A 25,051-nucleotide genomic window follows, 5' to 3' on the forward strand; every position below is an offset into this window, starting at 1 on the left:
GCGAACGACAGGTTCGACGCGTTCAGCATCTCGATGCACGGCGTCGCGATCAGCTTCGGCAGCCCCTGGCCGTCGTATTCGGACGGGTGCTGCAGTCCCTGCCAGCCGCCTTCGACGAACTGGCGGAACGCTTCGCCGAAGCCCGGCGTCGCGGTCACGACACCGTCCTTCCAGCTGCTCGGATTGCGGTCGCCTTCGACGTTCAGCGGCGCCAGCACCTCGCCGCAGAATTTCGCGGACTCGTCGAGCACGGCCTGCGCCGTGTCGTAACCGGCGTCCTCGAAACCCGGCAGTTGCGCAACGGCGTCGATGCCCGCGAGTTCCTTCAGCACGAACAGCATGTCCTTGACGGGGGCGTTATAGCTCATGGTGTGTCTCCCTCTTCTCTCTTCTGTCGATGGCGAAAAAAAGGGGCGCTCGTCGCGCCCCTCTTCTCGTGTGCTTACCGCCTGAGCGTCACACTGCGTCAGCCGAGCTCGTTCACGAGCTCCGGCACGAGCGTGAACAGATCGCCGACGAGGCCGTAGTCGGCCACGCTGAAGATCGGCGCTTCCGGATCCTTGTTGATCGCGACGATCACCTTCGAATCCTTCATGCCGGCCAGATGCTGGATCGCACCCGAGATGCCCACCGCGATGTACAGCTGCGGTGCGACGATCTTGCCGGTCTGGCCGACCTGGTAGTCGTTCGGCACGTAGCCAGCGTCGACTGCCGCGCGCGATGCGCCGAGTGCCGCCGACAGCTTGTCCGCCAGCGGCTCCAGCACCTTCGTGTAGTTCTCGCCGCTGCCCAGACCGCGGCCGCCCGACACGATGATCTTCGCGCTCGTGAGTTCCGGACGGTCCAGCTTCGTCACTTCACGGCTGACGAACTGCGACTTGCCGGCGTCTGCCGCCGCTTCGATCTTCTCGACCGACGCGCTGCCGCCAACGGCGGCCACCGGATCGAAGCCCGTCGCACGCACCGTGATGACCTTGATCGGGTCGCTCGACTGCACCGTCGCGATCGCGTTGCCCGCGTAGATCGGGCGCTCGAACGTGTCGGCACTGTCAACCGCCGTGATGTCCGAGATCTGCGCGACGTCCAGCTTCGCGGCGATACGCGGCGCGATGTTCTTGCCGTAAGCAGTCGCCGGCGCGAGGATGTGCGAATAGTCCTTCGCGATGTTCAGCGCGGTCGCTTCGACGTTTTCCGCGAGGCCCGCTTCGAGTTGCGGCGCATCGGCCAGCAGCACCTTCGATACACCCGCGATCTTCGCTGCCGCGTCGGCTGCGCCTTGCGCATTGTGGCCTGCGACCAGCACGTGAATGTCACCGCCGATCTTCGCTGCCGCCGCCACCGTGTTCAGCGTCGCGGCCTTGATCGACGCGTTGTCGTGTTCTGCAATCACCAGAATCGTCATTTCTTTCCGCTCCCTCTTACAGCACCTTGGCTTCGGTCTTCAGCTTCTCGACCAGCGTCTTCACGTCCGGCACCTTCACGCCGGCTGCGCGCTTCGGCGGCTCGGCCACCTTCAGCGTCTTCAGACGCGGCGCGACGTCCACGCCGAGGTCTTCCGGCTTCACCGTTTCCAGCGGCTTCTTCTTCGCCTTCATGATGTTCGGCAGCGTCACGTAGCGCGGCTCGTTCAGGCGCAGGTCGGTCGTCACGACCGCCGGCAGCGTCAGCGACAGCGTTTCCGCGCCGCCGTCGACTTCGCGTGCAACCGTTGCCTTGCCGTCCGCGATCGTGACCTTCGATGCGAACGTCGCTTGCGGGAGACCGGCCAGCGCGGCCAGCATCTGGCCCGTCTGGTTCGAATCGTCGTCGATTGCCTGCTTGCCGAGGATCACCAGTTGCGGCTGCTCCTTGTCGACCAGCGCCTTCAGGATCTTCGCGACGGCCAGCGGCTCGACGCTGTCGTTCGATTCGACGAGGATCGCGCGATCCGCGCCGATCGCCAGCGCCGTGCGCAGCGTTTCCTGCGCTTGCGTCACGCCCACCGACACCGCGATCACTTCGGTCGCGACGCCCGCTTCCTTCAGGCGCACCGCTTCTTCCACCGCGATTTCGTCGAACGGGTTCATCGACATCTTCACGTTCGCGATGTCGACGCCCGTGTTGTCCGACTTCACGCGGACCTTCACGTTGTAATCGACCACTCTTTTCACTGGCACCAGGATTTTCATGCACACGCTCCAAAGTTACGAATACGACCAGAGGCCATTCTATAGCGAGGCCTCATGACTGCGCGGCCAAGCGGACCCAACCATCATGGTTGTCGAGGATACCGCTTCTTGACGACGCGCCAATGATAGCGAACGATCGTTCTATTTTAAAAGAGAAAAAACCCGGACGCAAAGCCCGGGTTTTCGATCATCGACTCTAATCTCTCCGGGCGTCCCGTTGTTCGCCCGTTACCAGGCGGCAATGACCGCTCCGCCGAACTTGCCTTCGATGAACTGCTTCACATCGGCCGAATGATAGGCCGCGATCAGTTTCGCCACCCACGGCTTGTTCCGGTCCGCCTCGCGGATCGCCAGGACGTTCGCGTACGGGCCGCTCGGCCCTTCGATCGCGATCGCGTCCTGTTTCGGTTTCAACCCCGCTTCCATCGCGTAGTTGGTATTGATCGCGGCCGCGTCGACGTCGCCGAGCGAACGCGGAATCTGCGCCGCATCAAGCTCGACGATCTTCAGCTTGCGCGGATTGTCGACGATATCGAGCGGCGTCGCCTTCAGCCCCGCGTCCGCACGCAGCTTCAACAGGCCCTGCTTCTGCAGCAACAGCAACGCACGGCCGCCGTTGGTCGGATCGTTCGGAACCGCGATGCGCGCGCCCGGCTTCAGTTCGGCCAGCGACTTCACGCGCTTCGAGTAGATGCCCATCGGGAACGTGACGGTATCCGCGACCTTGATCAGCTTGTAGCCGCGATCCTTCACCTGCGCCTGCAGATACGGGTCGTGCTGGTAGCTGTTCGCATCGAGGTCGCCCGACGCAAGCGCGGCGTTCGGCTGCACGTAATCGGAGAATTCGACGATGCGGATGTCGAGGCCGCTCTTCGCCGCGACCTTCTTTACCGCCTCCATGATCTGCGCGTGCGGCCCACCCGTCACGCCCACCTTGATGGTTTCGGCCTGCGCGTGCGCACCCGCGAACAGCGCGGCTGCGCCGAGTGCCACCGCGAACTTCAGCATGAAGCGTCGTTGCATCGTCTCTCTCCCCTAACGGATCAATTTCGTCTTATTTGTGGCTCAGCCGGCGGACGAGCCAGTCGCCGAACGACTGCACGATCTGCACGAACACGATCAGGATCGCGACGACCGTCCACATCACTTCCGGCAGATAGCGCTGATAACCGTAGCGGATCCCGAGATCGCCGAGCCCGCCGCCGCCGATCGCGCCCGCCATCGCCGAATAGCCGACCAGCGACACGAACGTGATCGTCAGGCCCGCGACGACGCCCGGCAGCGATTCGGGCAACAGCACCTTGAAGACTATCTGCGACGTGGTCGCGCCCATCGATTGCGCGGCCTCGATCAGCCCGCGGTCGACTTCGCGCAACGCCGTCTCGACGAGACGCGCGATGAACGGCGCGGCCGCGAGCGTCAGCGGCACGACCGCCGCGGCCGTGCCGATCGACGAACCCGTGACGAGCCGCGTAAACGGAATCACAGCGACCAGCAGGATGATGAACGGCGTCGAGCGGACGGCATTCACGATGCCGCCGAGCACGCGATTCACCGCGAGGTTCTGCAGCACGCCCTGGCGGTCGGTCAGGTAGAGCAGCACGCCGAGCGGCAGGCCGACGAGCGCGCCGACCGCCCCGGAGATGCCGACCATGATCAGCGTCTCCCAGAACGACTGCACGAACATATCGAACATCTCACTCAACATACGAAAGCTCCTCTACCACCACACCTTGTTCGCGCAGGAACGCGAGCGCCTGCCCGACCTTGCCCGGCTCGCCGCCCGCGAGCACCGCGAGCGAACCGAATGCCTGACCCTGGATCTCGTCGATCTGGCCATGCAGGATGTTGAAATCGAGTTCGTACCGACGGATCGTTTCCGACAGGATCGGCTGGTCGACGCCCGAGCCCGTAAACGCCAGCCGCAGCAGATGCCCGCTGCCGGTCTTCAGCCGCTCGGCCACGCGCGCCTTCAGCGCGGGCGGCAACTCCTGCGCGATCACGTCGCCGATCAGCGCGCGCGTCACCTCGTGATGCGGCTGCAGGAACACGTCGATCACGCGGCCTTCCTCGACCACGCGCCCCGCATCGAGCACCGCGACGCGATCGCACACCTGCTTGATCACTTCCATCTGGTGCGTGATCAGCACGATCGTCAGGCCGAGTTCGCGGTTGATGCGCTTCAGCAGGTCGAGGATCGAGCGCGTGGTCTCGGGATCGAGCGCGGACGTCGCTTCGTCCGACAGCAGCACCTTCGGCTGGCTCGCGAGCGCGCGTGCGATGCCGACGCGCTGCTTCTGCCCGCCGCTGATCTGCGACGGATAGCGATCCTTCTGCGCGGACAGCCCGACGAGGTCGAGCAGCGGCAGCACCGCGGCCTCGATGTCGGCACGGCTTGCGCCGGCCAGCTCGAGCGGCAGCGCGACGTTGTCGAACACCGTGCGCGACGACAGCAGGTTGAAGTGCTGGAAGATCATGCCGATCTCGCGTCGCGCCTCGCGCAGCGCGCCAGCCGACAGCAGCGTGAGATCGAGCCCGCCGACGACGACATTGCCTTCGGTCGGCCGCGTGAGCAGGTTGATGGTGCGCACGAGCGTGCTCTTGCCGGCGCCGCTTCGGCCGATGATGCCGAACACCTCGCCCTGCGGGATCGTCAGGTTGATGTTGCGCAGCGCCTCGACCCAGCCGCCCGGCCCGGGAAATCGCTGCGAAAGATTGCGTAATTCGATCATGTAAACAAAACGGCGGCCGGCCGGCGAGTTGGCCCGCCAGTCGGCCGCCGATGCATCTGGAATAACCGTCGATTTTACCGCAAACCCCTCATTCCCCTTAATAATCGATTTCGATCTTTTCATAACCGCACGAAATTAGAGGGATGCCGCTGGCGCGCCACGACGATGCCGCGACTATGATCCGGAACACCAACCAACCGACAGGGGACACGCCAGATGACCGCCACCACCACGCCGGCCGCCGCACCTGCCACCGCCGGACCGGCGCCATCGCCCCCACCCGCGCCGACGATGGGCCGCCTGCGTACCGCCGACGGGCTCGAACTGGCGTCGTACCGCTGGCCGGCTGGCGACGGCACCGAGCCGCCGCGCGCGACGATCGCGCTCGTACATGGCCTTGCCGAACACGCGGGTCGTTATGCCGCGCTCGCCGGCCGGCTGAATGCGGCCGGCATCGAGGTGCTCGCGATCGACCTGCGCGGGCACGGCCAGTCACCCGGCAAGCGCGCCTGGGTCGAGCGCTTCGACGGCTACCTGAACGATGCGGATGCGCTGGTCGCCGAAGCCGCACGCGGCAATTCGCCGCTGTTCCTGATGGGGCACAGCATGGGCGGGGCGGTCGCGGCGCTGTACGCGATCGAACGCGCGCCGGCACGCGGCCACGCGCTGACGGGCCTCGTGCTGTCGAGCCCGGCGCTCGCGCCGGGACGTGACGTGCCGCGCTGGATGCTCGCTGTGAGCCGCGTCATCAGCCGCATATGGCCGACCTTCCCCGCAATCAGGATCGATGCCGCGCTGCTGTCGCGCGATCCGGCCATCGTCGCAGCCAATCGCGCCGATCCGCTCGTCCATCACGGCCCGGTGCCCGCGCGCACCGGCGCGGAGATTCTCGACGCGATGGCACGCATCGAAAGCGGTCGCGGCGGGCTGCGCGTTCCGGTGCTCGTCTATCACGGCACCGAGGACAAGTTGACCGAACCCGACGGCAGCCGTGCGTTCGGTGCGCGCGTCGGCTCGCCCGATCGCACGCTGACGCTGTACGAAGGCGGCTTTCACGAAACGATGAACGATCTCGAACGCGATCGCGTGATCGACGCGCTGATCGCGTGGATTCATGCGCACGTGCCGGCGCGCTGAGCGCGCCCGGCCCGGCCGGTCACGCGATCGTCAGATGCCGGCCAGTACGCGCAGGTGCGCGACGACGCTGCGCCCGAGCGCGGACAGGTTGTAGCCGCCTTCGAGGCAGCTCACGATGCGCCCCTGCGCATGCCGGCGCGCCACCTCGACGATCTGCGCGGTCAACCATTCGAAGTCGGCTTCGACGAGGCCGAGGTTGCCGATGTCGTCCTCGCGATGCGCATCGAAACCCGCGGACACGAACAGCATCTGCGGCTTGAACGCATCGAGGCGCGGCAGCCAGAACATGTCGACGGCTTCGCGGATCGCCATCCCGTTGCTGCGCGCGGGCATCGGCAGGTTGACCATGTTCGGCGCCTGGTGATCGACGCCCGAGAACGGGTACAGCGGATGCTGGAAGAAACTGCACATCAGCACCCGCTCGTCGTTCGCGAATGCCGCCTCGGTGCCGTTGCCGTGATGCACGTCGAAATCGATGATCGCGACACGCTCCAGACCGTGTACGTCGAGCGCATGTCGCGCGGCAATCGCGACGTTGTTGAAGAAGCAGAAACCCATCGCGCGCGCAGGCTCCGCATGATGGCCGGGCGGACGCACACCACAGAACGCATTCGCATAGCGGCCTTCGATCACCGCGTCGGTCGCCGCGATCGCGGCGCCGGCCGCACGCAGCGCCGCGCGCCACGTATCGCGGTTCATCAGCGTATCGGGATCGATCTCGACGTAGCCGTCGACCGGCGTCATGCTCCGGATGTAGTCGATGTGCGCCTGCGTATGCACCCGGCCCAGCGCCACCTCGCTCGCGAACGGCGCGGTTTCGTGCACGATCAGATCGTCGATGCGGCTCGCGATCAGTTGATCCTGGATCGCCGACAGGCGGGCCGGACATTCCGGATGCCATTCCCCCATCTCGTGCAGCATGCAGTCGGGGTGCGTATAGAAAGCGGTTGCCATAAGCTGTCATCCGCGGCGCACGGTGCGCCGCAGGTCTCCATCAATGATGTCCATCGTCTGCCGCGAATTCGCCGCTAACTTACCACAACGGGGGCCTGCCACGCCCCGGCGCGCCGGATCCGTCGGGTATACTGCGCCGAACCCAATCGCCCTGTCCGCCCGCTTCGACATGAATTCCAGCAAGCCTGCCGCCCTTCTCTCCGCGCTGTTCCGTGTTCGCGCTCCGCTCGTCGCGGCCGCTGTCGTCGCGGCCCTCGGCACCGCGCCCGCCGGCGCGCAGACGCAACCCGCGAAGCCCGCGGGCACGCTCGTCGCACAGGCCCAGCCGCAACAGCCGACGCCGCAAGGCCAGACCTTCGAAGAGGAAATCGTTCCGCAGCGTTACGCGAACAACGCGAAGGTCGACGCGTTCATCGACGAGATGGTCAGCCGCAACGGCTTCGACTCCGCGAGCCTGCATGCGCTGTTCTCGCGCATCAGCTATTCGGCGACAGCGGTCAAGCTCGTGAAACCGGCCCCGTCGCCGACGGTCAAGAACTGGCGCGTCTATCGCTCGCGCTTCATCGAGCCGATCCGCATCAACGCGGGCGTGAAATTCTGGAAGGCGAACCAGGCAACGCTGCAGCGTGCATCCGAGCAATTCGGCGTGCCGCCCGAGGTGATCGTCGGCATCATCGGTGTCGAGACGATCTACGGCCGCTACATGGGCAATTTCCGCGTGCTCGACGCGCTGACGACGCTCACGTTCGACTATCCGGACACGCCGAATCGTGACAGCCGCCAGGCGACGTTCCGCAAGAACCTCGAGGATTTCCTGGTCTGGACCCGCGACAACCAGCTCGACCCGACGACCGTGCTCGGTTCGTATACGGGCGCGATCGGGATTCCTCAGTTCCTGCCGAGCAGCATCCGCGAATATGCGGTCGACTTCGACGGCACGGGCCATGTCGACCTGCGCAGCAGTCCTGTCGATGCGATCGGCAGCGTCGCGAACTACCTGAAGCAGCACGGCTGGGAAACCGACCGACCGGTGGTCTGGCAGATCACGCCCGACACGGGCAGCCTGGGGATCGCACAGGCCGCCGCCGACGGCCAGCCCGAACCGCACTGGGCACTGTCGCAACTGCTGCGCGCGGGCATGACGCTGAACGAGCCGACGGTCAACATCACGACCGAAGCCGGCACGCCCGTGACGGTGGTCGACCTGCCGTCGCCGGGCCGCGCGACCGAATACATGCTCGGGCTCAAGAATTTCTACGTGCTGACGCGCTACAACCGCAGCTTCTTCTACGCGCTTACCGTGTACCAGCTTGGCGAGGCCGTCAAGGCGCAGATGGAAGCGAGCGGCGCACTTCAGCCGAGTACCACCGATACACAGTCGCAGTAAGCACCGCCCGCCCAATGAAAAAGCGCCGCACAATGAACTGACCCCACGAAGTTGGACAGTTAAAAATTAGGCGGCGGCCAAGGCCTGGGTCCTGTATTGCACGGGACTCAGGCCTTTCAATTTGAGCCTGATTCGTTCGTGGTTGTAGTAATGGATGTAGTGATCCAGCGTCTGGCGTAACTGCTCCACGCAAGTGAAGCGTTGTGGCCGATAGCACTCGGACTTTAGCGTCCCGAAGAAGCTTTCCATCGCGGCATTGTCAAGGCAGTTGCCCTTGCGGGACATGCTCTGGGTCAGCTTGCGTCGCTTCAACTGCCGACGGAACGCCGGCATCCGATATTGCCAGCCCTGATCCGAATGCAGCAATGGTCGCTCCTTGCGTCCGAGTTTGGTTAAGGCCTTCTTCAACATGTCGCTGACCAGCTCGAAGCTTGGACGTCGATCCATCTGGTAAGCCACGATCTCGCCGTTGTACAGATCCATCACCGGCGACAGATACAGCTTCTGGCCGCCGACATTGAATTCCGTCACATCCGTCACCCACTTTTGGTTGGGCTGCGTAGCACTGAACTGACGTTGCAGCAGGTTGGGTGCGGCTTGGCCAACCTCACCTCGCCAGGAGCGGTATTTCTTCGGGCGCACCAGGGACTTCAGTTGCAATTGCTGCATCAGCCGTTGTACGGCTTTGTGGTTGACCAGGTGACCGGCCTGCCGGATGGCAGCCGTGACGCGCCGATAGCCGTAGCGTCCCTTATGGCGTTCGAACACCGTCCGGATCTTCGTCTTGAGATCAGCGTGTCGGTCGTCGGCGTCCAACGTTCTGAGTTGGTAATAGAACGTGCTACGCGCCAAACCAGCCACCTTCAGGAGCGCGGCCACCGGATGATGTTGTCTGAGCTCACGCACTATTTGCGTTTTTTCTTTTGCGCTGCCTGATTCTTCGCTTGCAGCAGCGCATCGAGCTTTTTTAGGTAGGCCACCTCCGCGCGCAGAGACTCGATCTCTTTGAGTAGTTCCTCGCGTGGGCGGGTGTCCGGTGCTTTAGCTTCGGTGGGCTGGTCGGGCTGAGAGGCGGTCATCTTTCGAGGACGCCCTCGCGGCCGGGGCGTCAAAGCGTTCATACCGCCCTCATCATACAGACGCGCCCAGCGCGCCACGCTACCTGCATCGCGAATGTCATATAGCGCTGAGACTTCGCGCAGGGACAGCTCATCGCGCCACATGTGCTGCAACACCCGCAGCTTGAACTGTGCGTCGTAGCTGCTGTATTTCCTCTGCAGTCCCGCACGGCCATGCGTGCGGTACGCCGCAACCCAACGCTGCAGCATCCCGTGATGGATGCCGTGACGGGCTGCCAGTGCATCAAAACCAATATCGCCACGCAGATACGCGTTGACCACCTGCTGTTTGAACTGCTCGTCGTACTTCGTCATGAAAAACACCCCAAAGGTCGGATCGATGTCCAACTTTTGGGGTGCAGTTCAACAAGCGGCGCTTTCTTTTCGTACGCGCGCAACGCGCATCTGCTCGCGTTCAGGCAGGAAACACGCCCGTCGACAGGTAGCGGTCGCCGCGATCGCAGACGATGAACACGATCGTCGCATTCTCGACCTGACGCGCGATGCGCATCGCGACTTCGCATGCGCCGCCCGACGAAATGCCCGCGAAGATGCCTTCGACGGCCGCGAGGCGGCGCGCCATCGTTTCCGACGCAGCCTGGCTCACGCTCTCGACGCGGTCGACACGGCTGCGATCGAAGATCGTCGGCATATAGGCTTCCGGCCACTTGCGGATGCCCGGAATGCGCGAACCGTCTTCCGGCTGCGCACCGACGATCTCGATCGCCGGATTTTGCTCCTTCAGATAGCGCGACGTGCCCATGATCGTGCCCGTCGTGCCCATTGCCGACACGAAGTGCGTGACGCGCCCTTCGGTATCGCGCCAGATTTCCGGGCCCGTCGCTTCGTAGTGCGCAATCGGATTGTCGGGGTTCGCGAACTGGTCGAGGATCACGCCCTTTCCTTCGCGCTGCATCTCGTCCGCGAGATCACGTGCCAGTTCCATCCCGCCCTTCACCGGCGTCAGGATGATTTCGGCACCGTAGGCGGCCATGCTCTGGCGGCGCTCGACCGACAGGTCCTCCGGCATGATCAGCACCATCTTGTAGCCGCGGATCGCCGCTGCCATCGCGAGTGCGATACCGGTGTTGCCGCTGGTCGCCTCGATCAGCGTGTCGCCCGGCTTGATGCGCCCGCGCGCCTCGGCCTTGCTGATCATCGACAACGCCGGGCGATCCTTCACGGAACCGGCCGGATTGTTGCCTTCGAGCTTCGCGAGCACCACGTTGTTGCGCGCGCGAATCTCGTCGTCCGGCAAGCGGACCAGTTGGACGAGCGGCGTATTGCCGATCGTGTCTTCGATAGTTTTGTAAGCCATGGATATACCGTGAGTACGAGGCCGATCAATCGATCGATTGTAAACCAGCACCGCTGCTCGCGCCGGCAACCCCATTGCGGCGATGGAATACGCATGCCGCGCAACGCGTGGACGCCGCATGCGCCGTGCCCACGCAAAAAACCCGCGGCATGCCGCGGGAAGCCGTCGCAACGACGGCGACTGAAGGAGCTTGTTGTCGGCTGCGCGCGACGCGTTACTTCTGCGTGGTGGTGCGGGCAGGTGCGGCCGCAGGCTTGCCGGCGGCCGGCTTGCCCGTGGCCGGCTGCGCGGCACCCGTGCCGGCCGCACCGATCGTCAAGCCTTCCTGCTGAAGCCGCTCGACGGTATGGCCGCCCATGCCTTTCACGCGTGCGGCGAGATCCTCCGCATTCCTGAACGGACCGCGTGCGCCGCGTTCGTCGAGAATCGCCTTTGCCCGCGCCGGGCCGATACCCTTGATGCCGACGAGCGCATCCTCGTTGGCGGTGTTGACGTCGACGGCCGCCCAGGCCGAGGCAATCGTGCCGAGCATTGCCGCTGCGGCCAACCATTTTCTGATCATGTGCTGGATCTCCGATGAATACGGCCGGCGGCTGCCGACCGTGAGACCCAGTCTATCGATGCAACGCTTCCGTTTAAACCTGGCCGGATAGCCAACGCACGTAGCGGTCGACGCCTTCCTGCACGGTCAGGAACGGTGCGTCGTAACCGGCCGCGCGCAGTTTCGTCTGGTCGGCCTGAGTGAAGCACTGGTACTTGCCGCGCAGCGCATCGGGGAACGGCACGTATTCGATCAGCCCTTGCTCGACCTGCTGCGCGAGCGTCAGCGGCGGCAGGTTGTCGAGCGCGCGCAACGTATTCACGACCGTCGACGCGATATCGTTGAACGGCTGCGCACGGCCGGTTCCGAGGTTGAAGATGCCCGACTTCTCCGGATGATCGAAGAAGAACAGGTTCACCTTGGTCACGTCCTCGATCGACACGAAGTCACGCGTCTGCTCGCCCGGTGCGTAGCCGTTGTACTCGCCGAACAGCTTCACCTTGCCTTCCGCACGGAACTGGTTGAAGTTGTGGAACGCGACCGACGCCATGCGGCCCTTGTGCGTCTCGCGCGGGCCGTACACGTTGAAATAGCGGAAGCCGGCGATCTGGCTCTGCGCGGTCGGCAGCACACGACGGACCACCTGGTCGAACAGGAACTTCGAATAGCCGTAGACATTCAGCGGCGCCTCGACGTCGCGCTCCTCGACGAATCGCGTCGAGCCGCCGTAGGTCGCCGCCGACGACGCGTACAGGAACTGCGTGCCCTGTGCGAGGCAGGTGTCGAGCAACGCGCGGCTGTAGCGGAAGTTGTTGTCCATCATGTAGCGGCCGTCGGTTTCCATCGTGTCCGAGCACGCACCTTCGTGGAACACCGCGCGCACCTTGCCGAAATCGCCGCGCGCGAAACGTTCGACGAATTCCGACTTGTCCAGATAGTCGTCGATCTCGCAATCGACGAGATTCCGGAACTTGTCCGCGCGCGTCAGGTTGTCGACCGCGATGATGCGCGTCTCGCCGCGCTCGTTGAGCGCCTTGACGATGTTTGCGCCGATAAAACCGGCTGCGCCGGTGACGATGAGGGTCATGATCGTCCTGCCTGAAAAGTGCGAGCCATGCGTGCGGCGCGCTCATCGCGCCGCCGCATGCGCTCAATGAAACAGTTCGTCGTAGTCCACCGTGGCCGTGCCGAGCTTGCCGACCACGATGCCTGCCGCGCGATTCGCGAGCACGACGGCGTCGACGAGCGGCACGCCTGCACCGAGCATCGTCGCGACCGTGGCGATCACGGTATCGCCCGCGCCCGACACGTCGAACACCTCGCGCGCGAGCGCCGGTGCGTGCAGTTCGCCGGTGGCGGAAAACAGCGTCATGCCTTCTTCCGAACGCGTGAGCAGCAGCGCGTCGATGTCGAGTTCCGCGCGCAGCTTCGCGACACGTGCGCGCAGATCGTCTTCCGATTTCCACTGCCCGACCACTTCGCGCAATTCCGCGCGATTCGGCGTGATCAGCGACGCACCGCGATAGCGCGCCCAGTCGTCGCCCTTCGGGTCGACGAGGACGGACTTGCCGGCCGCGCGCGCCTTCTCGATCATCGTCGTGACGTGCGTCAGGCCGCCTTTCGCGTAATCCGACATCAGCACGACGTCGTGCTGCGGCAGCAGCGCATCGAAGCGCGCGAGCCCCGCGAGCAGCACCTCGTGCGTCGGCATGGCCTCGAAGTCGACGCGCAGCAGTTGCTGCTGGCGCGCGAGCACGCGCAGCTTGATCGTGGTCGGCAGCGCCGGGTCGCGCTCGAGATGCGGCGTCACGCCGCTGCTGCCGAGCAGTTCGACGATGCGCTCGCCGGGTTCGTCGCACCCGACGACGCACAGCAACCCGGCCTGGCCGCCGAGCGTCACGGCGTTGCGCGCGACGTTGGCCGCACCGCCGAGCCGCTCTTCCTGGCGCTGCACGTGCACGACCGGCACGGGCGCCTCGGGCGAAATGCGATCGACGTTACCGAACCAGTAACGGTCGAGCATCACGTCGCCGACGACGAGCACGCGCGAGCGCGCGAGTTGCGCACGCGGCACCGGAACGACCTCGCGGAGAGTATTCATCGTGTGATCAGCCACGGGAGGACGACTGGGGATCGACATACGGCCGGCCGATCGCGTAGTAGTCGATGCCGAGTTCGGCCATCGCATCCGGCTCGTACAGGTTGCGCCCGTCGAAGATCACCGGCGCCTTCAGTTCCGCCTTCAGGCGCGTGAAATCAGGGCTCCGGAATTCCTTCCACTCGGTCACGATCACGAGCGCGTCCGCGCCCGTCACGGCGATGTCCTGCGTGTCGACGAGATGCAGCCGCGCCAGCGCGTCCGGATCGGTACCGAAATCGAGCGCAAACACGCGCCGCGCCTCGTCGACCGCGACCGGATCGTACGCACGCACGGTCGCGCCGCGTTCGAGGAGCGCGGCGATCAGGCGGCGGCTCGGCGCCTCGCGCATGTCATCGGTGTTCGGCTTGAACGCCAGGCCCCAGACCGCGAACTCGCGGCCGGTCAGGTCGGCACCGAAGCGCTGCTCGATCTTGCCGATCAGCACGTCCTTCTGCGCATGGTTGGCTGCCTCGACGGCTTCCAGGATGCGCAACGGCTGGCCGTTCTCGCCGGCCGTGCGAATCAGCGCCTGGACGTCCTTCGGGAAGCACGAGCCGCCGTAGCCGACGCCGGCGTACAGGAAGTGATAGCCGATGCGCGGATCGGAGCCGATCCCGCGGCGCACGGCCTCGATGTCGGCGCCGACCTTGTCGGCGAGATTCGACATCTCGTTCATGAACGAGATACGCGTTGCAAGCATCGCATTCGCCGCATATTTCGCGAATTCCGCCGAACGCACGTCCATGTAGATCGTGCGCTCATGGTTGCGGTTGAACGGCGCGTAGAGCTTCTTCATCTTCTCGCGCGCGATCGTGCCCGTCTCGTCGTCGTCGACGCCAATGATGATCCGGTCCGGACGCATGAAGTCCTCGACCGCGGCGCCTTCCTTCAGGAACTCCGGGTTCGACACGACCGAGAAGCGATGCGCGACGCTGCCTGCCAACCCGCGGGCGGCAAGCGCTTCGTCGACCACGCCGCGCACGCGCTGTGCGGTACCGACCGGCACCGTCGACTTGTCGACGATCACCTTGAAGCCCGTCATGTGGCGGCCGATGTTGCGCGCGGCTTCGAGCACGTACTGCAGGTCGGCCGAGCCGTCCTCGTCGGGCGGCGTGCCGACGGCGATGAACTGGATCTCGCCGTGCGCGACGCTTGCCTCGATGTCGGTCGAGAAGCGCAGGCGCCCCGCTGCGCGGTTGCGCGCGATGATGTCCAGCAGCCCAGGTTCGTGAATCGGCATCCCGCCGTTGTTCAGGATGTCGATCTTGCGCGGATCGACGTCGAGGCAGAATACGTCGTGGCCGATCTCCGCCAGGCAGGCGCCCGTGACGAGACCGACATAGCCGGTGCCGATGATGGTGATTTTCATAGATGTTCCGGTACTTCCCGGTAATTGACTAACTTGGCCGCCGGGACGAACCCGGCGGCAACCGCAGCGCGTTGGCTCCGCGTGCCGGGATCAGCCCGGCATCGCAGGATCGACGCGACGCGGCGCATAGGTTTCCCAGCCGCTGCAGCCCGGACACTGCCAGTAGAAATTGCGCGCCCGGAAACCGCAATTCTGGCACGTATACCGTGGCAAATTCTTGGTGCGCTGCTTGATCAGCGCACGCATCATTTCAAGTTCCTTACGGCGCGGCTCGTCGGCCGCCGCGATCTGCGCATCGAGCAGGTGCAGCATCCCCGACAGGTTCGGCGACTTCTCCATCTGCGTGCGCGCGAGCGTGTGCGCCGCGTCCTGGCCGCGCAAGCCCGCGATGTGCTGGTATGCGATGTCGAGCAGGTCGTTCGACGGATAGCGGTCGACATAGCCCATCAGCAGCTCGGCGCCTTCGGCGTTCTTGCCGAGCGCGACGTACGCCTTCATCAGCTTGTCGGCGACGAGCGGCAGATACGCCGGATTCTGCGCTTCGACGCGCTTCCAGTGCTCGATCGCGGCCGCGTGGTTGCCCTCGGCCGCCGCGGCGTCGCCGGAGAGGATCGTCGCGCGAACGTTCTGCGGGTTCACGGTCAACGCGAGGCGCAACTGTTCGGCAGCCGCTGCCGCGTTCTTGCGCTGCAGCGCATCCTGCGCAAGTTCGCAGTGAAACTGCGCAATTTCGACGCCGAGCGGTTTGTCGCTCATCGACTCGATGCGCTTCGCCGTATCGATCGACTTGTTCCAGTCCTTCTCGATCTCGTAGATCGTCAGCAGCGCCCGCTGCGCGCCGAGTGCGTAATCGCCGTCGGCGAGTTTGTGGAACGCCTCCTCGGCGCGATCGAGCAGGCCGGCCTTCAGGAAATCCTGGCCGAGTTCGTACAGCGCGTGATCGCGCTCGTTGACCGGCAGGTCCGTGCGGCTCAGCAGGTTCTGGTGCACGCGGATCGCGCGGTCGGTTTCGCCGCGGCGGCGAAACAGGTTGCCGAGCGCGAAGTGCAGCTCGACCGTCTCGGGATCCAGCTTGGCGACCTCGATGAACGCGTCGATCGCCTTGTCGGGTTGTTCGTTCAACAGAAAATTCAGGCCGCGGAAATACGAGCGCGGCAGGTTGGCACTCTCCGACAGGAGATTCTTAAGGTCATAGCGTGACGCCGCCCAACCGAGCGCGAACGCGACCGGAATCGCGAGCAACCACCAGAAATCCAGATCCATGCGAAATATCGAAGCAGAGACGAAAACCGCGCGATGATCGCGCGGCGTCCGTGTTAAATGACGGGCGGCATCGGCGGCTGGTCGATGACGGCCGGCGTTTCGCGTGCCGCGCGCAGATCGCGCTTCAGGCGCCCGTTCTCGAGACGCAGGCGGAAGATCGAAGGCAGCGCGGACAGCAAGCCGGCCAGCAGCCCCACGGCGAAGAACGCGAGGCCGATCAGGATCAGCGGCGCCTGCCATGAATAGCCGGCCACGAAATTCAGCGTCGCGGTTTGCGTATTGGCCAGCGCAAGCACCAGCAGCAGTACGAACACCAATACCCGGATCAGCCAGACGATAAACTTCATGAAGCCCTCTCTTTGTTGAGGTTTGCCGCGGCGCGCGCGACTCCCCTTCGTCGCGCCGAATCGACCCGTATTGTAAAGGAAGCGTTTCCGCGGCTGCGCACATCCTGCACGCACCCGTTGCGTCGCAATCGCCGGAAATGAAAAAAGCGCCCGCAAGGGGCGCTTTTCTTTTCAGCCTTCGCCGGATGGGTTCCGGGCAATCCGGGTGACGCTCAACGCTCGTCGTCCGGATCGTCAGCCTTCAGCGGCTCACCGGTGCGGCCGTCGACGCGTTCCCGCAATTCCTTGCCAGGCTTGAAGTGCGGCACGAACTTCTCGGGCACCTGCACTTTCTCCCCTGACTTCGGGTTGCGTCCGACGCGCGCCGGGCGACGGTTGAGGCCAAAGCTGCCGAAACCCCGAATTTCGATACGATGCCCTTTCGCCAGAGCGTCAGACATCGCATCGAGCATCGTTTTCACCGCGAAATCCGCATCCTTGAGGACAAGTTGCGGAAATCGCGATGCCAGCTGCGCGACCAACTCGGATTTGGTCATACTTCAGCAGACCTCGTGAGGCTTACTGGTTCTGGCCGTCGAGCTTCGCCTTCAGCAGCGCGCCGAGGTTGGTCGTACCGGTCGCAGCAGCGCTGGTGTCCGACTGCAGGCCGCGGATCGCTTCCTGTTGTTCAGCCGAATCCTTCGCCTTGATCGACAGGTTGATGCCGCGCGACTTGCGATCGATGTTGATCACCATCGCGTTGACCTTGTCGCCTTCCTTCAGCACGTTGCGTGCGTCTTCGACGCGATCCTGCGAGATTTCCGACGCACGCAGGTAGCCTTCGATGTCGCCCGTCAGCGTGACGACCGCACCCTTCGCATCGACCGTCTTCACGACGCCGTCGACGATCGAGCCCTTGTCGTTCATTGCAACGTAGTTGCTGAACGGGTCGCCTTCGAGCTGCTTGATGCCGAGCGAAATACGCTCCTTCTCGACGTCGATACCGAGCACGATCGCTTCGACTTCGTCGCCCTTCTTGTACTTGCGAACGGCTTCTTCGCCGGCTTCGCTCCACGACAGGTCCGACAGGTGGACCAGGCCGTCGATGCCGCCCGGCAGACCGATGAACACGCCGAAGTCGGTGATCGACTTGATTGCGCCCGTGATCTTGTCGCCCTTCTTGAAGTTGCGGCTGAAGTCATCCCACGGATTCGGCTTGCACTGCTTCATGCCGAGGCTGATACGACGACGGTCTTCGTCGATCTCGAGGACCATGACTTCGACTTCGTCGCCCAGCTGGACAACCTTCGACGGAGCAACGTTCTTGTTGGTCCAGTCCATTTCCGACACGTGGACGAGGCCTTCGATGCCCGATTCCACTTCGACGAATGCGCCGTAGTCGGTGATGTTCGTGACCTTGCCGAACAGGCGCGTGCCCGACGGGTAACGGCGCGAGATGCCTTCCCACGGATCGTCGCCCAGTTGCTTGATGCCCAGCGAGACGCGGTTCTTCTCTTGGTCGAACTTGAGGATCTTCGCGGTGACTTCCTGGCCAACCGACAGGACTTCGCTCGGGTGACGCACACGACGCCATGCGATGTCGGTGATGTGCAGCAGGCCGTCGATGCCGCCGAGGTCGACGAACGCGCCGTAGTCGGTGATGTTCTTGACCACGCCGTTGACGATCGCGCCTTCCTTCAGCGTCTCGAGCAGCTTCGCGCGCTCTTCGCCTTGGGTTGCTTCGATCACTGCACGACGCGACAGCACGACGTTGTTACGCTTGCGATCGAGCTTGATCACGCGGAACTCGAGCGTCTTGCCTTCGTACGGGGTCGTGTCCTTGACCGGACGCGTGTCGACCAGCGAACCCGGCAGGAACGCACGGATGCCGTTGACCATCACGGTCATGCCGCCCTTCACCTTGCCGGTGATCGTGCCGGTGACGAGTTCGTTGTTGTCGAGAGCCTTTTCCAGCGACAGCCACGATGCAAGGCGCTTCGCCTTGTCGCGCGACAGGATCGTGTCGCCGTAGCCGTTTTCGAGTGCGTCGATCGCGACGGACACGAAATCGCCCGACTGCACCTCAACCTCGCCCTGATCGTTCAGGAATTCCTCGATCGGAATGTAAGCCTCGGACTTCAGGCCTGCATTGACGACCACGAAGTTGTGGTCGACGCGCACGACTTCGGCGGAAATCACTTCGCCGGCGCGCATGTCTTGGCGGGTCAGCGACTCTTCGAACAGAGCCGCGAAAGATTCAGTATTCGGGGTGGAGGTTTGCAGGTCGGACATAAAAATCTGATTGTGCATGGATCGCTGTGCCACGCCGGCCGGAATGGCAGGCTGAAAGGGCCAGATCGACGACCACACGGGGTTAAGGGTTCGAAACACGCTCCGCGCTTGCGACGCGGAACACCTACTGCTACCCGCCTTCTCAGGCGGGCTGGCCGAGCGCCCGGTACCACTGCAGCACCTGGTCGACCGCTTCATCGACCGAAAGCGCCGACGTATCGAGCAGCTTGGCATCTGCCGCAGGCTTCAGCGGCGCGGCCGCGCGATTGCTGTCGCGCGCGTCACGTTCACGAAGATCCCGGAGCAAGTCATCTATATTAGCAGAAAAACCTTTTTGCATCAATTGCTTATGCCGTCTGGTCGCGCGCGCCTCGGCGCTGGCCGTCAGGAACACCTTCAACACGGCGTCCGGGAAGATCACGGTGCCCATGTCGCGCCCGTCTGCAACGAGGCCCGGCGTCTTGCGGAACGCGCGCTGACGCGCGACGAGCGCGGTGCGCACCGGCCCATGCACGGCAATCGCCGATGCGCGGTTGCCGACCGCTTCGGCACGGATGTCGTTCGACACATCGACGCCGTCGAGCTGCGCGCAGCCCTCCCGGAACGTGATGTGGAGATCGTCGATCAGCTTCACCAGCGCGTCGATGTCCTCTGCCGCGATGCCGTAGCGCACGCTCGCGAGCGCGGCGAGGCGGTACAGCGCGCCGCTGTCGAGCAGGTGGAAGCCGAGATGCGCGGCGACGAGCGCGGCGACGGTGCCCTTGCCGGAAGCAGTGGGACCGTCGATCGTGATGACGGGAGTCGGGTGAAAGGGTCGGGTCGATTTCATCGGAACAGTCGGGTCAGGCTTTGGCGAGCGCGGCGAAGCGGTCGAAATAGTCGGGGAACGTCTTGCCGACGCACTTCGGATCGTTGATCCGCACGGGCACACCGCCCAGGCTGACGAGCGAAAAGCACATCGCCATCCGGTGATCGTCGTACGTGTCGATCGCCGCGTTCGGCGTGAGCTTTTCCGGCGGCGTGACGACGAGATAGTCAGGACCTTCCTCGACGATCGCGCCGACCTTGCGCAGTTCGGTCGCCATCGCCGCGATGCGGTCGGTTTCCTTCACGCGCCAGCTTGCGATGTTGCGCAGCGTGCTCGGGCCGGCGGCGAACAGCGCCGCGACCGCGATCGTCATCGCCGCATCGGGAATCAGGTTGAAGTCCATGTCGATCGGCTCGAGCTTGCCGTGGTCGTGGCCGATGCCGCGCACTTCGATCCAGTCGTCGCCCATCGTCACGTTCGCGCCCATCTGCATCAGCGCGTTCGCGAAGCCGACGTCGCCCTGGATGCTCGCGCGCCCCACGCCCTCGACACGCAGCGGCCCGCCGCCGAGCGCGCCGGCCGCGAGGAAATACGACGCCGACGACGCGTCGCCCTCGACCATGATCTGCCCCGGCGATTTGTAGCGAACCCCGGCCGGCACGACGAAGCGCTGCCAGCCGTCGCGCTCGACGGTCACGCCGAAGCGCTCCATCAGCCGGATCGTGATGTCGATGTACGGCTTCGAGATCAGCTCGCCGTCGATCTCGACGACGATCCGGCCGTCCTTCGCCTTCACGAGCGGCAGCGTCATCAGGAGCGCCGTCAGGAACTGGCTCGACACGTCGCCGCGCACGCGGATCGGCGCATCGACCGAGACCGTCGCGGGTTTGATCCGCAGCGGCGGGAAGCCTTCGTTCAGCTCGTAGTCGATCTGCGCGCCGATCTGGCGCAGGCCGTCGACGAGATCGCCGATCGGCCGCTCGTGCATGCGCGGCACGCCGTGCACGCGATAGTCGCCGCCGTTCACCGCGAGCGCGGCGGTCAGCGGCCGCACGGCCGTGCCCGCGTTGCCGAGGAACAGGTCGGCCGTCTTCGCGGTGAATGCGCCGCGCGTGCCCGTGACGACACAGGTATCGCCGTCGCGCGCGAGCTTCACGCCGAGCTTGCCGAGTGCGTCGAGCATCACGCGCGTGTCGTCGGAGTCGAGCAGGTTGGTGATCGTCGTTTCGCCTTCGGCCAGCGCCGCGAGCAGCAGCACGCGGTTCGAAATGCTCTTCGAGCCGGGCAGGCGCACGGTGCCCGATGCGCTGGAGTACGGGCCGAGATCGAGATAGTCCATGGGAATCGTCCTGTTATTTCTTGACCGGTTCGGCAGCGGGCGCGCCGCCGCGCTCCTGCCATGCCTTGCGCGCGGCGCGCGAACGCGTGAACACGGCTTCGAGCGCCGCGCCGTCGCCGGCGTCGATCGCCGCGCGCAGCCGCGTGAGCACGCGCGTATAGCCGTCGAGCTCGTCGAGCAGCGCCGCGCGATTCGCGACGCACACGTCGCGCCACATCTCCGGGCTCGACGCCGCGATGCGCGTGAAATCGCGGAAACCGCCCGCCGCGTACGAGAATTTAAGTTCCGCGTCGGCCTCGCCGAGGATCTGCTCGACGAGCGCGAACGACAGCACGTGCGGCAAATGGCTGATCGACGCAAACACGCGATCGTGCTGCTCCGTGCTCATCGTGCGCACGTCGGCGCCGGTCGCGCGCCACATCGCGTCGATCCGCGCGACGGATTCGGGCGCATTCTCCGGCAGCGGGCACAGCACCACGTTGCGACCGACGTACAGATCCGGCAACGCGGCCTCGACGCCGCTCGACTCGCGACCGGCAATCGGATGCCCCGGCACGAACTGCGCGATGCGTGCGCCGAGCGCGTCTCGCGCGGCCGCGACGACATCGGACTTGGTGCTGCCGGCATCGGTGACGATCGTCGCCGCTTCAAGCCACGGCGCGATGCGCTTGAGCAACGGGCCCGTTTGCGCAACGGGTGCCGCCAGCAGCACGAGATCGGCGCCCGCCAGCGCGTCGCGCAATTGCGCGTCATCGTCGAGTGCCGCCGCGCGATCGATCACGCCGAGCGCGAGCGCGCGCTCGACCGACGCACGCGAACGCCCCACGCCGACGACCTCGCCCGCACCGCCCGGCGCGCGTTCGCGCAGCGCGCGGGCTAGCGATCCGCCGATCAGGCCGACGCCGAAAATGACCAGTTTGTTGAATGCAAAGCCTGACACGACAAGAGCCAAGTTACGCGCGCGGAACGACGCCCCGCATGCGGAATTCCAGATTCCGGGCAACGGGCCCGCACCCGGCGCAACCTGCGCCGGACGCGGGCCGAACCCGCCTTCGGCAGCGCCAACCGGCCTGCCCTGCCTGCCTCGCCGCAACGCCTGCCCGAGCAGGCGACGGGCCGCCGCGCATCAGCGTGCGCGCGGATACGAACCGAGTATCTTCAGGAACGCGGCCTTCTGGCCGAGTTCCGCGAGCGCGGCCGCCACCGCCGCATCGTCCCGGTGCCCTTCGATATCGATGTAGAAGTAGTACTCCCACGTGCCGACGCGCGCCGGGCGCGACTCGAAGCGCGTCATCGACACGCCGTGCCGCGCGAGCGGCTCGAGCAGCTTGAACACGGCGCCCGGCTCGTTCTTCACCGACACGATCAGCGACGTCTGGTCGTGACCGCTTTGCCCGGCCGGCTGCTTGCCGACGATGACGAAGCGCGTGCGGTTGTGCGGATCGTCCTGAATCAGCGAGAACGCGATCTGCAATCCGTAGTGCGCGGCCGCACGGTCGCCCGCGATCGCCGCGACGGTCGGATCGGCCGCCGCGAGACGCGCGGCCTCCGCGTTGCTCGCCACGGCTTGCCGCTCGAGCTGCGGCGCATTCGCCGCGAGCCACTGCTGGCATTGCGCAAGCGCCTGCGCATGCGCGCAGACGCGCTTCACGCCGTCGAGCGTGCCGCCCTGCGTCAGCAGGTTGTGATGGATCGGCAGCGCGAGCTCACCGCTGATCAGCAATTGCGTCTGCAGCAGCAGGTCGAGCGTGCGCGACACGGCGCCTTCGGTCGAATTCTCGACCGGCGCGATGCCGTACGCAGCAGCCCCGGCCTCGACCGAGCGGAATACTTCGTCGATCGACGGGCACGGCAGCCCTTCGATCGACTGGCCGAAATACTCGAGCATCGCCTGCTCGCTGTACGTGCCGACCGGCCCGAGGAACGCGACGTGGATCGTCTGCTCGAGCGCGCGGCTCGCGGCCATGATCTCGCGCCAGATGGCGCTGATGTGCTCGCTCGCGAGCGGCCCCGCGCTCATATCCTGCAACCGCGCGATCACCTGCAGCTCGCGCTCCGGCCGGAACACCGGCGCGTTGAAATGCTTCTTGACCTCGCCCACCTCCAGCGCCACCGCGGCGCGCTGGTTCAGGAGCGCGATCAGCTGCGCATCGATCGCGTCGATGCGATCGCGCAGCGGTTTCAGGCGGGAATTCAGTTCGTCGTCCATGCGTTTTGCCGTGCTGTTTGAACAGCGCCGCCGTCAGGCGCCGCGCTGCTCGAAGTCCTTCATGTACTCGACGAGCGCTTTCACGCCCTCGAGCGGCACCGCGTTGTAGATCGACGCCCGCATACCGCCGACGGACTTGTGGCCCTTCAGCTGCAGCAGCCCGCGCGCCTTTGCGCCGGCAAGGAAGTCTTCGTTGCGCGTTTCGTCGGCCAGGAAAAACGGCACGTTCATTCGCGAACGTGCTGCCGGCTCGACCTTGTTCAGATAGAAACTGCTCGCATCGATCGTGTCGTAGAGCAGCTTCGCCTTTTCGATATTGCGGGCCTCGATCGCCTCGAGACCGCCCTGCCGCTTCAGCCACTGGAATACCAGACCCGCGATGTAGATCGCGTAGGTGGGCGGCGTGTTGTACAGCGAGTTGTTCGCGGCGATGGTCTTCCATTCGAACGCGGACGGGCAGATCGACAGCGAGCGGTCGAGCAGGTCCTCGCGCACGATCACGAGCGTCACACCGGCCATCCCGATGTTCTTCTGCGCACCGCCGAACAGCACACCGTACTTCGCGACGTCCATCGGACGCGACAGGATATGCGACGAGACATCCGCGACCAGCGGCACGTCGCCGAGATCGGGAATCTCGAACGTCTCGACGCCGTCGATCGTCTCGTTGGTGCACAGATGCACGTAGGCCGGATCGTCCGACAGTTGCCATTCGGCGCGCGCGGGCGCACGCGTGAAGCCGTTTTCCGTCTTGCCGGTTGCGGCGAGATGCGGCGTGCCGTATTTCTTCGCTTCGCTGAACGATTTCTGCGACCACGAGCCCGTCACGACGAAGTCGGCCGTCTTGCGCGAGCCGAGCAGGTTCATCGGCACGATCGCGTTTTCGGCAATACCGCCGCCCTGCAGGAACAGGATCCGGTGGCTTGCCGGCACGCCGAGCAGGTCGCGCAGGTCGGTCAGCGCGGCCTCGTGGATCGACATGAACTCCTTGCCGCGATGGCTCATCTCCATCACGCTCATACCGCTGCCGTGCCAGTCGAGCATTTCGTCGGCGGCTTGCCGCAGCACTTCCTCGGGCATCGCCGCAGGGCCGGCGGAGAAATTAAAGACGCGCATCGTGAAAACCTCGGAGGGACGCGACCGGCTCGCCGCCGGCAGAACGCGCCAGAAAAGAAATGGCCGCTTGCGCTCGCGCGCAAACGGCCATTATCGCACTGTCGTCAGGCTCCCGCCAAACCCGGCCGAACGGCCGGTGGCGTGCCCGGACGGCTTTACTTGCCCGGCTTGACTGCTGCGACTTCCTTGTCAGCCTGCGTACGCGTTGCCTGGATCGCTTGCGGCATGTACTTCTGCATCAGGCCGTTGACCACGTCGCGACCGACCTGATCCTGAACCTGGATGAACTTGCGGCCCGTCGGGCTCTTGTAGAACGTCGTCAGATCCTTGATCTCCGACGTGCTGTAGTACTTCGCGTAGGCGTCGTACTGAGCCGACATCGCGTCGTTCTGGAACTGTTGCGTACCGAACACCTTGCCTGCGCCGTCGACCAGCTTCGGCACCGCGTTCTTCTGCAGCGTCGGAACGGCAGCTTGCTTCTGCTTGTCGTTCAGCGTCTTGTTTTCCGACAGCGCGTCCGACAGGATTGCCGGCACGAGTTGCTTGGCCTGCATTTCGGCGCTGTTGCCGATTGCCGACACGAGCTTCGGCGCGTCGATCGCGTCGAGCAGATCCTTGATCGCAGCCTTCTTGTCGGCGTCGATCGGCGCAGCTGCCGCGGCAGGCGCCGGTGCGGAATTCGACAGCGCTTGCGCCATCGCGAACGTCGGCACCAGTGCAGCCAGCAGGACCAGTTGCTTGAATTGCTTTTGCATCATCACTCCCTTTTGGAAATATGAATGGTTGCTCGCCGGCCGCGGCGCTTCACGCCCGCGGCGGCCAGAGTCTCATCCG

24 protein-coding genes and 1 pseudogene are annotated in these 25,051 nt (G+C 64.9%); 2 read left to right on the forward strand and 23 right to left on the reverse strand.

The features are described 5' to 3' along the window. The 6 genes and pseudogenes from ABIC51_RS10875 to ABIC51_RS10900 all read right to left on the reverse strand — a co-directional run. A pseudogene (locus tag ABIC51_RS10875) lies at window positions 1-368 on the reverse strand (acyl-CoA dehydrogenase N-terminal domain-containing protein); the annotation flags it as partial. A gap of 98 nt (window positions 369-466) precedes the next feature. Beyond that, a complete protein-coding gene (locus tag ABIC51_RS10880; protein WP_175853251.1) occupies window positions 467-1,402 on the reverse strand; it encodes an electron transfer flavoprotein subunit alpha/FixB family protein in 936 nt (311 codons plus the stop codon). A gap of 16 nt (window positions 1,403-1,418) precedes the next feature. Then, window positions 1,419-2,168, reverse strand: a complete 750-nt coding sequence (locus tag ABIC51_RS10885; protein WP_021157446.1) for an electron transfer flavoprotein subunit beta/FixA family protein — start codon at window positions 2,166-2,168, stop codon at window positions 1,419-1,421. Between the two features lie 228 nt (window positions 2,169-2,396). Further along, window positions 2,397-3,191 carry a MetQ/NlpA family ABC transporter substrate-binding protein gene (locus tag ABIC51_RS10890; RefSeq protein WP_027788052.1) on the reverse strand — a complete coding sequence of 265 codons (795 nt, stop codon included), beginning with the start codon at window positions 3,189-3,191 and terminating at the stop codon, window positions 2,397-2,399. Between the two features lie 31 nt (window positions 3,192-3,222). Next, the gene (locus ABIC51_RS10895; protein WP_006486982.1) at window positions 3,223-3,876 is read right to left on the reverse strand and encodes a methionine ABC transporter permease; all 654 of its coding nucleotides are present in this window, start codon (window positions 3,874-3,876) and stop codon (window positions 3,223-3,225) included. After that, entirely contained in the window at window positions 3,866-4,900 is a 1,035-nt protein-coding gene (locus ABIC51_RS10900) for a methionine ABC transporter ATP-binding protein (protein WP_027788053.1), read from the reverse strand. Before ABIC51_RS10900 ends, ABIC51_RS10895 begins: the two co-directional genes overlap by 11 nt. 216 nt (window positions 4,901-5,116) lie before the next feature. Between ABIC51_RS10900 and ABIC51_RS10905 the strand changes: the two genes are divergently transcribed. Beyond that, window positions 5,117-6,037 (forward strand): alpha/beta hydrolase, encoded by a 921-nt coding sequence (locus tag ABIC51_RS10905; RefSeq protein WP_175897852.1) that lies wholly within the window; start codon window positions 5,117-5,119, stop codon window positions 6,035-6,037. 30 nt (window positions 6,038-6,067) lie between these two features. On the opposite strand, the gene ABIC51_RS10910 is transcribed toward ABIC51_RS10905, so the two are convergent. Beyond that, on the reverse strand, window positions 6,068-6,991 hold the full coding sequence (locus tag ABIC51_RS10910) for a histone deacetylase family protein (RefSeq protein ID WP_021157450.1): 924 nt from the start codon (window positions 6,989-6,991) through the stop codon (window positions 6,068-6,070). A gap of 43 nt (window positions 6,992-7,034) precedes the next feature. Between ABIC51_RS10910 and mltB the strand changes: the two genes are divergently transcribed. Next, complete coding sequence (gene mltB / locus ABIC51_RS10915; RefSeq protein ID WP_174414538.1) at window positions 7,035-8,378, forward strand: lytic murein transglycosylase B; 1,344 nt, start codon at window positions 7,035-7,037, stop codon at window positions 8,376-8,378. 66 nt (window positions 8,379-8,444) lie between these two features. Here the strand turns inward: mltB and ABIC51_RS10920 are convergent. From ABIC51_RS10920 to ABIC51_RS10995, 16 genes are all read right to left on the reverse strand, one after another. Continuing rightward, window positions 8,445-9,811 (reverse strand): IS3 family transposase gene (locus ABIC51_RS10920; RefSeq protein ID WP_088506925.1). Its coding sequence is split into 2 segments (ribosomal slippage): window positions 8,445-9,349 and window positions 9,349-9,811, totalling 1,368 coding nucleotides; the frame shifts between segments, so codons are not numbered across the junction. Window positions 9,812-9,911: 100 nt separating this feature from the next. Beyond that, window positions 9,912-10,814, reverse strand: a complete 903-nt coding sequence (gene cysM / locus ABIC51_RS10925; RefSeq protein WP_027788056.1) for a cysteine synthase CysM — start codon at window positions 10,812-10,814, stop codon at window positions 9,912-9,914. 214 nt (window positions 10,815-11,028) lie between these two features. Next, on the reverse strand, window positions 11,029-11,376 hold the full coding sequence (locus tag ABIC51_RS10930) for a ComEA family DNA-binding protein (RefSeq protein ID WP_060083941.1): 348 nt from the start codon (window positions 11,374-11,376) through the stop codon (window positions 11,029-11,031). 73 nt (window positions 11,377-11,449) lie between these two features. Beyond that, window positions 11,450-12,442 carry an ADP-glyceromanno-heptose 6-epimerase gene (gene rfaD / locus ABIC51_RS10935; RefSeq protein WP_027788057.1) on the reverse strand — a complete coding sequence of 331 codons (993 nt, stop codon included), beginning with the start codon at window positions 12,440-12,442 and terminating at the stop codon, window positions 11,450-11,452. Window positions 12,443-12,505: 63 nt separating this feature from the next. Continuing rightward, the gene (gene rfaE1, locus ABIC51_RS10940) at window positions 12,506-13,456 is read right to left on the reverse strand and encodes a D-glycero-beta-D-manno-heptose-7-phosphate kinase (RefSeq protein ID WP_051363294.1); all 951 of its coding nucleotides are present in this window, start codon (window positions 13,454-13,456) and stop codon (window positions 12,506-12,508) included. A 7-nt stretch (window positions 13,457-13,463) separates the two neighbouring features. Next, window positions 13,464-14,864, reverse strand: a complete 1,401-nt coding sequence (locus ABIC51_RS10945) for a UDP-glucose dehydrogenase family protein (RefSeq protein WP_027788058.1) — start codon at window positions 14,862-14,864, stop codon at window positions 13,464-13,466. A 90-nt stretch (window positions 14,865-14,954) separates the two neighbouring features. Next, entirely contained in the window at window positions 14,955-16,127 is a 1,173-nt protein-coding gene (gene lapB, locus ABIC51_RS10950) for a lipopolysaccharide assembly protein LapB (RefSeq protein WP_059485227.1), read from the reverse strand. Between the two features lie 53 nt (window positions 16,128-16,180). Continuing rightward, window positions 16,181-16,474 carry a lipopolysaccharide assembly protein LapA domain-containing protein gene (locus tag ABIC51_RS10955; RefSeq protein WP_021157458.1) on the reverse strand — a complete coding sequence of 98 codons (294 nt, stop codon included), beginning with the start codon at window positions 16,472-16,474 and terminating at the stop codon, window positions 16,181-16,183. Window positions 16,475-16,686: 212 nt separating this feature from the next. After that, window positions 16,687-17,010 carry an integration host factor subunit beta gene (locus ABIC51_RS10960; protein WP_175897853.1) on the reverse strand — a complete coding sequence of 108 codons (324 nt, stop codon included), beginning with the start codon at window positions 17,008-17,010 and terminating at the stop codon, window positions 16,687-16,689. A 22-nt stretch (window positions 17,011-17,032) separates the two neighbouring features. Then, complete coding sequence (rpsA, locus tag ABIC51_RS10965) at window positions 17,033-18,745, reverse strand: 30S ribosomal protein S1 (RefSeq protein WP_027788061.1); 1,713 nt, start codon at window positions 18,743-18,745, stop codon at window positions 17,033-17,035. A gap of 142 nt (window positions 18,746-18,887) precedes the next feature. Then, the gene (gene cmk / locus ABIC51_RS10970; RefSeq protein WP_006476573.1) at window positions 18,888-19,574 is read right to left on the reverse strand and encodes a (d)CMP kinase; all 687 of its coding nucleotides are present in this window, start codon (window positions 19,572-19,574) and stop codon (window positions 18,888-18,890) included. Window positions 19,575-19,587: 13 nt separating this feature from the next. Further along, window positions 19,588-20,892 (reverse strand): 3-phosphoshikimate 1-carboxyvinyltransferase, encoded by a 1,305-nt coding sequence (aroA, locus tag ABIC51_RS10975; RefSeq protein WP_175897854.1) that lies wholly within the window; start codon window positions 20,890-20,892, stop codon window positions 19,588-19,590. Window positions 20,893-20,905: 13 nt separating this feature from the next. Beyond that, the gene (locus tag ABIC51_RS10980; RefSeq protein WP_027788063.1) at window positions 20,906-21,832 is read right to left on the reverse strand and encodes a prephenate dehydrogenase/arogenate dehydrogenase family protein; all 927 of its coding nucleotides are present in this window, start codon (window positions 21,830-21,832) and stop codon (window positions 20,906-20,908) included. 186 nt (window positions 21,833-22,018) lie between these two features. After that, the gene (gene pheA, locus ABIC51_RS10985) at window positions 22,019-23,101 is read right to left on the reverse strand and encodes a prephenate dehydratase (protein WP_048024358.1); all 1,083 of its coding nucleotides are present in this window, start codon (window positions 23,099-23,101) and stop codon (window positions 22,019-22,021) included. A gap of 33 nt (window positions 23,102-23,134) precedes the next feature. Then, window positions 23,135-24,217: a 3-phosphoserine/phosphohydroxythreonine transaminase gene (gene serC, locus ABIC51_RS10990; protein WP_027788065.1), complete on the reverse strand. Its 1,083-nt coding sequence runs from the start codon at window positions 24,215-24,217 to the stop codon at window positions 23,135-23,137. Window positions 24,218-24,372: 155 nt separating this feature from the next. Further along, a complete protein-coding gene (locus ABIC51_RS10995; RefSeq protein ID WP_021157463.1) occupies window positions 24,373-24,972 on the reverse strand; it encodes a DUF2059 domain-containing protein in 600 nt (199 codons plus the stop codon). Window positions 24,973-25,051 lie beyond the last annotated feature (79 nt).

The organism is Burkholderia sp. 572 (assembly GCF_040545135.1).
GTDB lineage: Bacteria > Pseudomonadota > Gammaproteobacteria > Burkholderiales > Burkholderiaceae > Burkholderia > Burkholderia cepacia.